Raw genomic sequence first — 13,056 nt, 5'->3', positions numbered from 1 at the left:
TGCATGACCACAACCTCTTTTATCCTTCCCCATTTGTTTGAAGCGCTATCTAATGAAATCAGAATAGATCGAGTTGATTGGATTATTGTGACAAAGTATGCTGAATCTTGGAAGTTATCAGTCGCCGATGCACTCCTCGATTTAAATTATGTTGACGAATCCACTCTTGCCCGTTGTTTAGCACGTTCACACAATCTTCCCTATATTCCTAGCCAACAACTTAAATATGATTTTTCTGAAGTCAGTCTAGAAAATTTTGATGATTTGATGAGCGTTGGGGCCGCTCCATTATCAGAACATCGCTTAGCTATTTGCAATCCCTATGATGACCATAGAGGATATTTAGATAATAAATTTTGTGAACGAGAAATGATAGTAACAGAACGTTCAGCAATAATAGATGCTCTCAGAAAACATGGACTTAATGAATGGATAGAAGACGAAGAAAAATTATTTGATATTAAACCTCACCTAAAGTAACAATATATTCACCAACACTTGCAAAGCTAATTTTAAAAATAGCTCCCAAATCATTCTTATCAACTAAAAAAGGAATTCTAATTGTTCTTGTAGTTGGAGTAATTGTTCCTTTATTTGCACTGTCTAACCAACCATCATGAATACGTGCAAAACCATATAATTCATCTAAGTGATAAATACGTTCACCGATAAGTTTTCCTTTTTTAACTTCAACCACCTCAACATTTATTTTTTTAGTTCCTTGTGCATGTTTTTTTGCTTCAGAAATAAATGTGGGTAGGTATCCCACATTAGACAAAGTTAGCTCAGCATATTTTAAATTTTTTTCATTAGAATCTATGAGCTTGATTTCTATTTTTGGTTTTGGTGCTAAATCAACAAGTAATGGAAAAAGCTTAACTTGATTTTGAATGACTTCTGAAATTAATTTTTGTGGAGGATTATTAATTCCAAACTGTACAGGAAACTCAGAGATTTCAACCTCACCCAATTGCGAATGATTGTATCCCTTCCATGGGTGCCCAAAAACCATCGAATTATTTTCACTGCGATCGAATTCATAGAATTGACGCCATTCTTTTTTTGACCAATTTTCGTAACGCTTTATAAATGGTCTTTCCTGCCTTCCCAAACGTGCTGGTAAATCCCATAACTCACAAACATAAGCATAAGCTCCATAAGCATGATAAATATATTCTGTAAGTGCTCCGCGTAAAGGCTTTCCAGGAATATAAGTGAATTCCTGGTGACCAGAAACCGCAGGATATTTTGTTAACTCTTCAAGTTTTGTATCGATATTATGAAAAATACTTCTATCAAACATATTCATCTCTGCGTCAGGAACTTTACCAGATGGTCTAATATAAACACCACCAAAAGTATGATAATTCATCCAGAAATAAATATTCGGTATTTTAGCCGAAAAATCTGCGATTGCACGACTTTCATTTTCAGATAAAGGCATTTTTCCACCTTTATTTTCATTAATATTTGCTTCCCAGTCATGCGGAAAATTGCGATTGAGATCGATTTCATTATCTACAAGATTAAAACTAGAGGGAATGTAACTTCCATCAAAATTTATAATTTTACCTTCTGGATAAATATCATAAAATGGACCTGTATCACCCAACTCTCTGTATCGGATTAATTCTGGATACATTTCATCACAAGTCCAAACTCCAGCTTCACTTTTTTTCCGCATATATCCAATACGATTTTTATTTTGGAATAAATCAATATTAATTTTTCTATTTTCTTTTTCAAGTAAACATTCTCTTTGCCAAACACTTCCCAGTTCTTTTAAAGATCTAGAATCACGTGCGTTGCTCCGACTCACTTTGCTATTCGTAAAATAAAGCTCTGCTCCATCAGGACAAATACGAGGGACAAATACATAATTAATATCAAAATATTTCTTTTCGTTTTCATTTAATTTTGCTTGTAAAAATTCTGCTTGTGCTAATACTGCATTGGTACCAATAAGCTCAATTGAGTGCATGTTTGCATCGAACCAAAGGGTAGGTTGTTCAACCTGCTTTCCTTTAGGATAAACTCGAATAGCAATAATTGCTCGTCCTTCAATTGTTTTTGCAATTTCTAGTTTTTCAACATCACATTTTTTTGGAAAATGATTACATAGGAGTTCTATGTCACTCATCATATCTTTATAATTTAAATATTTTTCATGGAAAAGATACTCTGACATAAAAAACTCCTTTTAATTATGCTAATCCTCAATATCAAAATTATGATAAACATTTTGAACATCATCGTGATCTTCTAGTTTTTCAATTAATTCGAGCGCTGTTTTTACCATTTCTCCGGATAAAGTAACAGAATTTTCGGGAATAAGTTCAAGCCCTGCTTTTTCAAATGGAATTTCAGCGGTAATGAGCGCCTCACGAACAGTCGCAAAATTTGTAACTTCTACATAAACTGTTGTGTAGTTATCTTCTGTTATAATATCTTCAGCACCTGCATCAAGTGCTATTTCCATTATTTTTTCTTCATTTACTTTTTCAGAATCTATTACAAATACACCACGCTTTTTAAACATCCAAGCAACGACTCCCATTTCCCCCATATTTCCACCATTTTTTTGGAAAATGCGACGCAATTCAGGATGTGTTCTATTTCTATTATCAGTTAAAACTTCAACCATAATTGCAGATCCTGCTGGTCCATAACCTTCATAAGTGATTTCCTCAAAGGTCATCCCCTTCATTTCACCTGCACCTTTTTTAATAGCACGCTCTATATTGTCTTTAGGCATACTATTATCTCGAGCTTTATTAACAGCGGTTCTTAATGCAGAATTGCTATTAAGATCACTCCCAGCACGTGCAGTGACCATAATTTCACGAGCAAGCTTAGTGAAAAGACGTCCTTTCGCAGCAGCACTTGATGCCATACGACCTGCAATTGTATTATGACGACCCATACAAAATCCCTTTTTAATAAGTTAAAAATATTAATTGAACAATAAATGCAACATTCCGTAAGAGAAATGCACTTTTGAAAGGTTTACCATTTTGCTTACGGAATGCAAAGCGAAGAAACAGAAGGAGAGATAAAGAATTGATTTTTTTATTTATTCTTAACAATTTCTACTTTTTTTGCTTCAATTTTAAACTTATCACATTGATCACCATTCGGTTTAAAATCTTTATCAATTTCACCAGAAATTCTTAAGTCAACATTCTCATCAAATTTTTCAGTTGGCATATCTTTTTTATGTATTTCAACACAAATTTCACCACCATTATTATCAACAATTAAATATTTTTCACTTCTAATTTCTTTAATTATTTTACCAACTATAACAACACTGTCTTTATCTTTTAATTCAAGAGCTGCTTTTATTGTAATTTCCCCATCCGTTTTTTTAGAACTGACAAAATCTGCATTTGCAACAAAAGAAACAACAAGAGTAGAAAGGATAATTGTAAATTTAATAACTGACATTGAACTCCCCTTTAAAAGAAACAGACACCTTGTCTATAATTCAAATAATGTATCAAGCATTTATATAATGTATCAAGCAAGCCACTCTTGCAAGAAGCAAACTCTATGTTTTGCTGCTCTCAAAAATTTGGGGCTCAGAAAATTTTCTGATACTGTACACCCAATAATGAGTGGATTTTTACTTTTAACAACACTGTGAGGATAAAATGGAAAATAATGAAAGCCAAGACAGATATGGCGAAAACAGAAAAAATTCCGGTTCTAAAAATGAACGTGTGGCCGTCGTCGGCGCAGTTCGTTCACCCTTTGTAAAATCCTTTGGTGTCTTTGAAAATGAAACAGCACTTTCTCTTAGCTTACGTGTTGCTACGGAGCTTATTGCAAGAACGGGAGTGCAAGCGTCGGACATTGATGAATGCATTTGGGGAGTCGTGATTCCTCAAACCAAAAATGCTAACCTTGCAAGAGAAATCGTTTTATTTTCAGGCTTACCAACAACAATTGCAGGATTTACTTTAAATAAAGCATGCAATTCTTCATTGCAAACAGCAGAAATTGCAGCCGATCGCATTCGCCTTGGAAAAAATCAGCTTGTACTTGCAGGAGGGGTTGAAGTTCTCTCTGATGTGCCTATTCCTTTTTCAGATGAAGCACGCCGTTTTTTGACAAAAATGTCGAGAGCAAAATCATTTAAAGAAAGACTTTCTTTGATTGGAAGCGTAAATCCTAAATGGTTTTTACCAAAACCACCCGCACTAGCGGAGCCTTTTACAGGTTTAACAATGGGTGATCATGCAGAGATTATGTGTGTAAAAAATAATATTTCCCGTGCACGCCAAGATGAACTTGCCTATAAAAGCCATAATAATGCAGCAAAAGCAACTGAAGCTGGTCATTTAAAAGATGAAGTTATTCCAATTTGGTGCGGAAAAGATAAAACAATTTTTGTAGATAAAGACAATATGATTCGCTCTGAATCAACAGTTGATGCTTTAAGTAAATTAAAACCCGTATTCGACAGAAAAAATGGGACAATCACTGCTGGGAATGCAAGTCCATTGACCGATGGAGCTTCTGGTTTGCTTCTTGCCAGTGAAAGTTATGTAAAAGATAAAAAACTCCCTGTACTCGGATATCTAGTCGATTTTATTACGGTTGGAGTCGATCCAAACGATCAGCTTTTAATAGGTCCTGCATATGCAATTCCAAAACTTTTAAAGAAAAATAATCTGAGTAAAGACGATATTGATGTCTATGAAATTCATGAGGCTTTCGCGGGCCAAGTTTTAAGCTGCCTCGATGCCATGAAAAATGAAAAATTCTGTAAAGAAAAATTAAATATGCCTCCATTTGGAGAGATTCCCGCTGAAAAAATAAATATCCAAGGAGGAGCAATTGCAATTGGTCACCCTTTCGGCGCAACTGGTGCACGATTAATTGGAAATGCTTTAAGAATTGCAAATAGAAAAAATGGAAAATATGCGGTCGTTGCAGTCTGTGCAGCAGGTGGTATGGGAATGGCTGTGTTACTTGAAACAAAGTAACAATATAGGAGTTATTTAATTATGTCCTCTAATTTAGTTTCAAAATCAAAAGTATTTCAATTTAAATTTGAAAATAATATATGTATTATTGATATGAATGATGAAAGCAAAGGTGTAAATAGTTTTACTCTTGAAATGCTTGCAGATATTGATGAAAATATGCCGAAAATACTTTCAAATGAAAAGCTTGAAGGCATCATCATTAAATCTTCAAAATACAACTGTTTTGCAGCAGGCGCAGATATTTCAATTTTTAAAACATTTACAAGTCAAGAAGCAGGAGAGAAAGGAAGCAAAGATCTTCACAGAATAATGAATTATTTTGCAAATGCTAAAGTACCAACAATTGCGGCTATTCACGGCACATGTCTTGGTGGTGGACTGGAACTTGCACTTGCATGTCATTATCGTATTTGCACAACTCATTCTTCAACTCAGCTTGGATTACCAGAGGTTCAACTGGGAATATTACCAGGAGGAGGAGGAACCCAAAGACTTCCACGCGTAATCGGAATCACTCAAGCTCTCGATCTCATTCTCACTGGGAAAAAAGTAGATGGAAAAAAAGCTCTTAAAATTGGATTGGTAGATGATCTTGTCCCAGAGAATCAACTCTATGAAAAAGCTATTGCACTCTGCAAAAAGAAAAAAGGCAATATAAGAAGATTGCCTTCCTCTTTAGGAATTGTGACTTCAATGCAAGGTAACTTCGACATGCAAAAAATTGCTCTCGAAGGAAATCCATTTGGCAGAGCAATGATAACGAAACAAAGCCGTGCGATGGTGATGAAAAGCACAAAAGGGCGTTATCCAGCTCCTTTAAAGGCATTAGAAGCTGTAATGCGTGGTGTGGAGATGCCTATGGAAAAAGGGCTTGCTATTGAAGCAAAGCTGTTTAGTGAGCTTGTTGTCAGCGAAGAGAGTCGAGCACTTGTTCATATCTTTAATATCATGACAGCAGCAAAGAAAAATCCTTATACAAAAGCAGTACAAGAAAATGCAAAAAAAGAATATATTGACGTTCTTTTAAACGGAGATTCCTCAGTGGGAGTTTTAGGTGCTGGCCTAATGGGAAGTGGAATTTCCACTGTGCTTGCTGAAAAAAAAGTTCGTACAGTAATGATTGACAGAGAGTCGGCTGGATTACAGCGCGGCTTAAAATCTGTCAGCAGTTACTTTGAAGAGCGCTTTAAAAAAAGAAGAATCAAATGGTTTGAAAGAGATTCACAAATATACAGAGTGAGTCCTTCAATGGATTTTACAACTCTTAAAACATCTCCCATTGTCATAGAAGCCGTTTTTGAAGATGTAAAAATAAAACATGATGTTTTAAAAAAATGCGAAAATTCAATTGCAAATCCTAATTTTATTTTTGCAACCAACACAAGTAGCCTTCCTATTCATAAAATTGCTGCGGGCGCTAAAAAACCAGAAAATGTTGTTGGCATGCATTTCTTCTCACCTGTTCCAAAAATGCCCTTAGTCGAAATAATTACGACAGATAAAACTTCACACGAAGCTGCATCTGCTGTTTTTGATCTGGCTACAAAAATGGGAAAACAAATTATTGTTGTAAATGATGGTCCAGGATTTTATACGACTCGTATTTTAGCATTCCAAATTGCTGAAGCCTTAAATATTTTAGCAGAAGGCGGAAAAATAGAAGATGTAGACAACGCAATGGAAAAATTTGGCATGCCTGTAGGCCCTATTACATTGCTTGATGAAGTGGGAATTGATGTTGGTGAACATATTATTCAAGTTTTATTTGAAGCTTTTTCTGAAAGACTTAAAGTACCAAATGAAATAGAAAATATTGCAAAAGAAGATCGTAAAGGTAGAAAAAATAATAAGGGATTTTATTGTTATGTAGACAATAAAAAAGACAAGCCTGATTCTTCCATTTATAAACACTTCAATATGGAAAGAATTAATTTTGATCACCAAGAAATTGCAGATCGTTGTATGTATGTTTTTTTAAATGAAGCGGCGCGTTGTCTCGATGAAAAAATAATTAAGTCTGAAGATGAAGGTGATTTAGGCGCAATATTTGGCCTCGGATTTCCTCCATTTTTAGGTGGCCCTTTTCATTATGCAAAAGTGCTTGGAAAAAAGAATGTAAAAGAAAAATTAAAAGAATTAGCTCAAAAACATGGAAAACGTTTTGAACCCGCAGCCTATTGGAATTTTTAATGCATGAGCTGCTTGACAGTAATTCATTTAATCTTTACTGTTCAAATCGAATACGAAGCAACTGAGGGAAATATGACTAACACGACTCATAATAAGAAAAATAAAATAAGCGAAAACAAACTAAATATTTCTACTATTGTCCTAGCTGTCATTATTATTGTGCTCGTAGTCCTACTCCCACTCAGCGAGGGCTTTGTATAAAGTTATTCAGACAAAATAACTAACTATAAACCCCCGCAGCTCCAAAGCTCGGGGGTTTTTCAGTTCCAATTAAAAGAGAAAATAAAATGGAAAAAATCACTGGTGCAGCCATGCTGCTCAAGTCGTTACTTTGTCAAAAAACGGAATTGATATTTGGTTACCCTGGTGGAGCAATTATGCCGATATATGACGCTCTATTTAGTTATAATAAAAAAATTCGGCATATATTAACAAGACACGAGCAAGGCGCAATTCATTCCGCGCAAGGTTACTCTAGAGTAACAGGCAAAACAGGAGTTTGTTTTGCAACTTCAGGACCAGGAGCAACTAATTTGATTACTGGTATTTGCGATGCCATGCTCGATTCCACTCCTGTAGTTTGTATAACAGGACAAGTACCAAGTAATTTATTAGGCACAGATGCATTTCAAGAAGCAAATATTATTTCAATGACAACTTCAATTACAAAATGGAACTATCAAATTACAAAAGCAAACGAAATTCCATTTGTCATTGCAAAAGCTTTTTACATTGCAATGACCGGTAGACCGGGGCCCGTCTTAATAGATATAACAAAAGATGCACAATTTGAATTAACAGAATATGAAGAGAAATTATTTTCTTTTGAAAACCTAATAAAGATAAATAATAGTGGTTATTTAAATAACATTTCTCTTGCAATAAATTTAATAAATAAAGCAAAAAAACCTTATTTATTAGTAGGACATGGTGTTACAATTGCAAAAGCTGAAGACGAAATATTAAAATTTACAAACAAAACGAGAATACCAGTTGCAAGCACTCTTTTAGGATTATCTGCATTTCCATGCAATCACCCCTTATATGTGGGCATGCTTGGCATGCATGGTAATTATGGAGCTAATATTCTTACAAATGAAGCTGATTTAATAATTGCAGTTGGCATGCGATTCGATGACAGAGTCACAGGAAATCTAAAATCATATGCCAAGCAAGCTAAAATCATCCACATCGACATCGATCCTTCAGAAATAAATAAAAATGTTATATGCACTGTTCCATTAGTTGGAGATGCAAAAGAAATTTTACAAATTCTTATAAATGGAGTTGAAAAAAATAATCATGACAATTGGCTCAAAAAATTTAGAGAGTGTGATGATATTGAATATCAAGAAGTGATTAAAAAAGATCTTGAAAAATCAGATGAAAAAGAAATAAAAATGGCGGAAGTGATAAATCTTTTGTCAGAAAAAACAAATGGAAAATCAATATTAGTAACGGACGTTGGACAGCATCAAATGATTGCTGCGCGTTATTATAAATTTACTAATAATAATTCGCATATTACTTCAGGTGGCTTGGGCACAATGGGCTTTGCATTGCCTGCAGCCATTGGAGCAAAACTAGGGGCAGAAGAAAGGGAGGTGATTGCAATCATTGGTGATGGTGGATTTCAAATGAATATCCAAGAATTGGGTGTTGTTATGCAAGAAAATATTCCATTAAAAATAATTGTTTTAAATAATAGTTTTTTAGGAATGGTGCGTCAATGGCAAGAATTATTTTTTGAAAATAGAATTTCGAGCACTGAAATGCACAATCCAAACTTTATTAAAATAATTGAAGGATATGGAATCCGTGCAAATAAAGCGGAAAATCATACAGAACTCAATGATTATTTAGATGAACTACTCGCTTCCAAAGAATCTTATTTTTTAGAGGTTAAGGTTATAAAAAATGAAAATGTTTTTCCTATGATCCCTGCTGGAGCAGGTGTGAGTGATGTTCGCTTTTCTTAACAGGAGACTTCATGAATTCGACTTACGTTATATCAATCATTGCAGAAAATACTTTAGATATTTTTCAAAGATTATCGGTCGTCTTTTCTCGAAATCGTCTTTTTATAAATCAATTTAATTTTGAAGCATCAAAACAAAATTTAAACTCTCATTTTTATATTGAAATAAGTACAGATGAAATAAAAATGGAACGAGTCGTTAAACAGTTAAAAAAAATAATTGAACTTTCAGATATCAAAGCTGTTCATAAAAATCATTTTAATACCAATAATAAGGATGTTTACTTATGTCAAAATTAAAATTTTCTTTTACCGAAGAAACTGTTTTTACACGTGAAGAATTTTCTCTTGAAAAAGCAAAAAATGTTTTAAAAGACGAAGTCATTGCAGTTATTGGCTATGGAGTACAAGGCCCAGCCCAAGCACTTAATTTAAAGGACAATGGTTTTAATGTCATCATTGGACAAAGAAAGAACTCTTCCTCATGGGATAAAGCAATTGAAGATGGCTGGGAACCGGGAAAAAATTTATTTTCAATTGAAGAAGCTTGTAAAAAAGGATCCTTTATCAGTTACCTTTTGTCCGATGCGGCACAAATGCAAATGTGGAATATCGTACGTGAATATCTTACTCCAGGTAAAACACTTTGTTTTTCACATGGATTTTCTGTGACATATTCTGACAAAACAGGAGTTATCCCTCCTCAAGGAATTGATGTTGTTCTCGTTGCACCTAAAGGTTCTGGGCGAAGTGTAAGAACACTTTTTAAAGAAGGCAAAGGAATCAATTCTAGCTACGCCATTCACCAAGATGCTTCTAAGCATGCCGAAGAAAAAGCTCTCGCATATGGAATTGGGGTCGGCTCTGGCTATTTATTTCAAACAAACTTTAAACATGAAGTTTATAGTGACCTTTGCGGTGAACGTGGTGTTTTAATGGGAGCATTGGCAGGAATTATTGCAGCACAATACGAAGTCTTACGAGAAAATGGGCACTCTCCAAGCGAAGCATTTAACGAAACAGTCGAAGAATTAACACAAAGTCTTGTTCCTTTAATTTCTGAAAATGGAATGGATTGGATGTTTAAAAATTGCTCAACCACAGCACAAAGAGGGGCTCTTGACTGGATGCCACGCTTTAAAAAAGCAACTCTTCCCGTTTTTAATTCACTCTATAAAAGTGTAGCAAGTGGCGAGGAAGCACGCATTGTTATTTCTGCAAATAGCAAACCCGATTATAAGGAATGCTTAGAAAAAGAACTCGATCGTTTACACAATGAAGAAATTTGGCAGGTTGGTAAAACTGTAAGAAAACTTCGTCCTTAATCATTTTTAAAAAACTGGCAAAAAGAGTAGAGAAGTTTTTAATACTTATTATAGATTTCTCTAAACTCTCTTATTTTTCATTTATTAAAGTAACAGAATAGAATATTGATGATGAAATTAAATAAATTTAGCTCTCGCATTACTGAACCTGCTTCTCATGGCGCAGCCCAAGCTATGCTCTACGGAACAGGAATGACAGATGAAGATTTTAAAAAGGCACAAGTGGGCATTGCCAGCATGTGGTACGAAGGTAACACATGCAATATGCATCTTTTAGATTTGTCCGAACACGTTAAGAAAGGGGTTGAAGATGCCGGTCTTGTCGGAATGCGTTTTAACACCATAGGTGTGAGTGATGGTATTTCCATGGGCACCGATGGAATGAGTTTTTCATTACAGTCTCGTGACTTAATTGCAGATTCGATTGAAACAATTATGTCTGCACAGTGGTACGATGGCTGTATTGCAATTCCTGGCTGTGATAAAAATATGCCAGGTTGTCTTATTGCTCTCGGGAGACTCAATCGCTCAGGCTTCATTGTTTACGGTGGTACCATTCAACCTGGAAGATTAAATAATAAAGATATTGATATCGTTTCTGCCTTTCAATGCTATGGAGAATATTTAGCTGGAAAAATCAGTGACGAAGAAAGAAAAAAAGTTTTAAAAAAAGCATGTCCAGGAGCAGGCGCTTGCGGTGGAATGTACACTGCAAACACAATGGCCAGTGCTATCGAAGCTTTGGGTATGAGTTTACCTTATAGTTCTTCAACTCCTGCAATAGATAATTTAAAAGTGCAAGAGTGTTTTCAAAGTGGCGCTGCTATACGCAATCTCCTTGAAAATGACATTAAACCTTCTGACATTATGACCCGCAAAGCCTTTGAAAATGCCATGGTGCTCATCACTGTACTAGGAGGATCAACCAATGCTGTTTTGCATTTAATAGCTGTAGCCAATTCTGTTGGAATAAAATTAACTCTTGATGATTTTCAAGAAATAAGTAACAGGGTTCCTTTATTAGCAGATTTTAAGCCCAGTGGTAAATACACAATGGCTGACTTGCAAAAAGAAGGCGGTACACCAGCTGTTATGAAAATGTTACTTGAAAATAATTTATTGCATGGAGATTGCTTAACAGCTACAGGAAATACCCTTGCAGAAAACTTAAGCAAAGTACCAGGTCTTGCCCCTGAGCAAAAAATTATTCATCCTTTAAGTGACCCCATAAAAAAAACAGGTCACTTACAAATTCTTAAAGGAAATTTAGCACCAGAAGGTTCAGTCGCTAAAGTAACAGGAAAAGAAGGCCTGCGCTTTAGAGGAAAAGCAAGTGTCTTTAATTCTGAAGAAGACATGCTTGCAGCTCTGGAAAATAATAAAATATTTAAAGGTGATGTTGTGGTCATTCGCTACGAAGGTCCTAAAGGTGGACCAGGTATGCCCGAAATGCTTAGCCCCACATCTGCTATTATGGGGGCAGGACTTGGCAATAATGTTGCCCTTATTACCGACGGTCGTTTTTCAGGAGGATCTCATGGTTTTATAATTGGACATATTGCTCCCGAAGCGCAAGTGGGTGGTCCAATCGCTCTGGTCGAAAATAATGATTTTATATTAATTGATATAGAAACCAATACAATTCACTTAGAAGTCTCAGATGCTGAATTAAATATTCGAAAAGAACGCTGGGTCATGCCACCCTATAAAGTAACAAAAGGCACTTTATTTAAATATATCAAAAATGTCTCTTCTGCAAGTTTAGGATGCATTACTGATGGAGAATAAGCTTCCCATTTTAATTAAAATTAATTCCTTCACCCATTTTGCCAAAAAGCAATTATTTTAGCAGTAGAAAATCATACATCTGCTGCATTTATTTATAGTTAAAAAATACTTAAAATTTAAAACTATAGTTATTTTAATCTAAATGTATAAAATTAAATTTTATGATTAACACTCGCTTTTATTAATTACTTTCTGTTAATGTGATTTTCAATATGTTTTTACTTTATGATGGATGCTATTTTTTATCTCATAAATGGAGTTTATATGAATTTAACAAAAGCCTATGCAGCTCTCGATGCAAAATCAAAATTACAAATGCATAAAATTGAACGAAGAGAAGTTGGAGCAAAAGATATTCTCATTGAAATTGAATATTGTGGAGTGTGTCATTCTGATATTCACTCTGCTCGCAATGAATGGGGCGGAACCATTTATCCAATAGTGCCTGGCCATGAAATTGCAGGAAAAGTTATAAAAATAGGATCACAGGTGACTCAATTTAAAATTGGTGATCAAGTCGGCGTAGGCTGCTTCATTGATTCCTGTCGAACTTGTCCTGCTTGCAAGGAAGGAGTGGAGCAATATTGCGATGCTGGATTTATTGGCACATATAATGGTATTGACAAGCAAACAAATAAACAAACATTTGGAGGTTATTCGTGAACTTCTCGCCCCTAAAGGGAGCGAGCTTCTGAAGTCATAGGAATCAGCGGATTAGATTGCTCTAATTTCGTCTTACTTATTCCTCGTCCAGCTTTACTTCGGCTAGTCCCTAGCCTAG

12 protein-coding genes are annotated in these 13,056 nt (G+C 35.0%); 9 read left to right on the top strand and 3 right to left on the bottom strand.

Annotation, left to right across the window (positions count from 1 at the left end; all coding sequences use genetic code 11):
* Window positions 1–3: 3 nt before the first annotated feature.
* Entirely contained in the window at window positions 4–480 is a 477-nt protein-coding gene (locus tag GCL57_RS03650) for a hypothetical protein (RefSeq protein WP_152211920.1), read from the top strand.
* On the opposite strand, the gene GCL57_RS03645 is transcribed toward GCL57_RS03650, so the two are convergent.
* The 3 genes from GCL57_RS03645 to GCL57_RS03635 form a co-directional block, all read right to left on the bottom strand.
* On the bottom strand, window positions 461–2,188 hold the full coding sequence (locus GCL57_RS03645; protein WP_152211919.1) for a M14 family metallopeptidase: 1,728 nt from the start codon (window positions 2,186–2,188) through the stop codon (window positions 461–463). The two genes, GCL57_RS03650 and GCL57_RS03645, sit on opposite strands and share 20 nt — an antisense overlap.
* A gap of 21 nt (window positions 2,189–2,209) precedes the next feature.
* Window positions 2,210–2,923 (bottom strand): YebC/PmpR family DNA-binding transcriptional regulator, encoded by a 714-nt coding sequence (locus GCL57_RS03640; RefSeq protein ID WP_152211918.1) that lies wholly within the window; start codon window positions 2,921–2,923, stop codon window positions 2,210–2,212.
* A gap of 146 nt (window positions 2,924–3,069) precedes the next feature.
* A complete protein-coding gene (locus GCL57_RS03635) occupies window positions 3,070–3,447 on the bottom strand; it encodes a NirD/YgiW/YdeI family stress tolerance protein (protein WP_152211917.1) in 378 nt (125 codons plus the stop codon).
* Window positions 3,448–3,653: 206 nt separating this feature from the next.
* Here GCL57_RS03635 and GCL57_RS03630 point away from each other — a divergent pair, with 206 nt between their 5' ends.
* The 8 genes from GCL57_RS03630 to GCL57_RS15050 all read left to right on the top strand — a co-directional run bounded on the left by GCL57_RS03630 (window position 3,654) and on the right by GCL57_RS15050 (window position 12,938).
* Window positions 3,654–4,991 carry a thiolase family protein gene (locus GCL57_RS03630; RefSeq protein ID WP_152211916.1) on the top strand — a complete coding sequence of 446 codons (1,338 nt, stop codon included), beginning with the start codon at window positions 3,654–3,656 and terminating at the stop codon, window positions 4,989–4,991.
* A gap of 21 nt (window positions 4,992–5,012) precedes the next feature.
* Complete coding sequence (locus GCL57_RS03625; protein WP_152211915.1) at window positions 5,013–7,184, top strand: 3-hydroxyacyl-CoA dehydrogenase NAD-binding domain-containing protein; 2,172 nt, start codon at window positions 5,013–5,015, stop codon at window positions 7,182–7,184.
* A gap of 3 nt (window positions 7,185–7,187) precedes the next feature.
* The gene (locus GCL57_RS03620; RefSeq protein WP_152211914.1) at window positions 7,188–7,385 is read left to right on the top strand and encodes a hypothetical protein; all 198 of its coding nucleotides are present in this window, start codon (window positions 7,188–7,190) and stop codon (window positions 7,383–7,385) included.
* 86 nt (window positions 7,386–7,471) lie between these two features.
* Entirely contained in the window at window positions 7,472–9,163 is a 1,692-nt protein-coding gene (gene ilvB / locus GCL57_RS03615) for a biosynthetic-type acetolactate synthase large subunit (RefSeq protein ID WP_152211913.1), read from the top strand.
* 11 nt (window positions 9,164–9,174) lie between these two features.
* On the top strand, window positions 9,175–9,462 hold the full coding sequence (locus GCL57_RS03610) for an ACT domain-containing protein (protein ID WP_152211912.1): 288 nt from the start codon (window positions 9,175–9,177) through the stop codon (window positions 9,460–9,462).
* A complete protein-coding gene (ilvC, locus tag GCL57_RS03605) occupies window positions 9,450–10,487 on the top strand; it encodes a ketol-acid reductoisomerase (RefSeq protein WP_152211911.1) in 1,038 nt (345 codons plus the stop codon). The genes GCL57_RS03610 and ilvC overlap by 13 nt, the downstream gene beginning before the upstream one ends.
* A gap of 105 nt (window positions 10,488–10,592) precedes the next feature.
* Window positions 10,593–12,275 carry a dihydroxy-acid dehydratase gene (gene ilvD / locus GCL57_RS03600; RefSeq protein ID WP_152211910.1) on the top strand — a complete coding sequence of 561 codons (1,683 nt, stop codon included), beginning with the start codon at window positions 10,593–10,595 and terminating at the stop codon, window positions 12,273–12,275.
* Between the two features lie 264 nt (window positions 12,276–12,539).
* Entirely contained in the window at window positions 12,540–12,938 is a 399-nt protein-coding gene (locus tag GCL57_RS15050) for an alcohol dehydrogenase catalytic domain-containing protein (protein ID WP_152211909.1), read from the top strand.
* Window positions 12,939–13,056 lie beyond the last annotated feature (118 nt).

The organism is Fluviispira multicolorata, assembly GCF_009208585.1.
Classification (GTDB): Bacteria; Bdellovibrionota_B; Oligoflexia; order Silvanigrellales; family Silvanigrellaceae; genus Silvanigrella; species Silvanigrella multicolorata.
This window is presented reverse-complemented; position numbering and strand designations above follow the sequence as displayed.

Coding starts and splice junctions, on each gene's coding strand:
- GCL57_RS03650 (WP_152211920.1), top strand. CDS start 4: ATGACCACAACCTCTTTTATCCTTCCCCATTTGTTTGAAGCGCTATCT.
- GCL57_RS03645 (WP_152211919.1), bottom strand. CDS start 2,188: ATGTCAGAGTATCTTTTCCATGAAAAATATTTAAATTATAAAGATATG.
- GCL57_RS03640 (WP_152211918.1), bottom strand. CDS start 2,923: ATGGGTCGTCATAATACAATTGCAGGTCGTATGGCATCAAGTGCTGCT.
- GCL57_RS03635 (WP_152211917.1), bottom strand. CDS start 3,447: ATGTCAGTTATTAAATTTACAATTATCCTTTCTACTCTTGTTGTTTCT.
- GCL57_RS03630 (WP_152211916.1), top strand. CDS start 3,654: ATGGAAAATAATGAAAGCCAAGACAGATATGGCGAAAACAGAAAAAAT.
- GCL57_RS03625 (WP_152211915.1), top strand. CDS start 5,013: ATGTCCTCTAATTTAGTTTCAAAATCAAAAGTATTTCAATTTAAATTT.
- GCL57_RS03620 (WP_152211914.1), top strand. CDS start 7,188: ATGAGCTGCTTGACAGTAATTCATTTAATCTTTACTGTTCAAATCGAA.
- ilvB (WP_152211913.1), top strand. CDS start 7,472: ATGGAAAAAATCACTGGTGCAGCCATGCTGCTCAAGTCGTTACTTTGT.
- GCL57_RS03610 (WP_152211912.1), top strand. CDS start 9,175: ATGAATTCGACTTACGTTATATCAATCATTGCAGAAAATACTTTAGAT.
- ilvC (WP_152211911.1), top strand. CDS start 9,450: ATGTCAAAATTAAAATTTTCTTTTACCGAAGAAACTGTTTTTACACGT.
- GCL57_RS15050 (WP_152211909.1), top strand. CDS start 12,540: ATGAATTTAACAAAAGCCTATGCAGCTCTCGATGCAAAATCAAAATTA.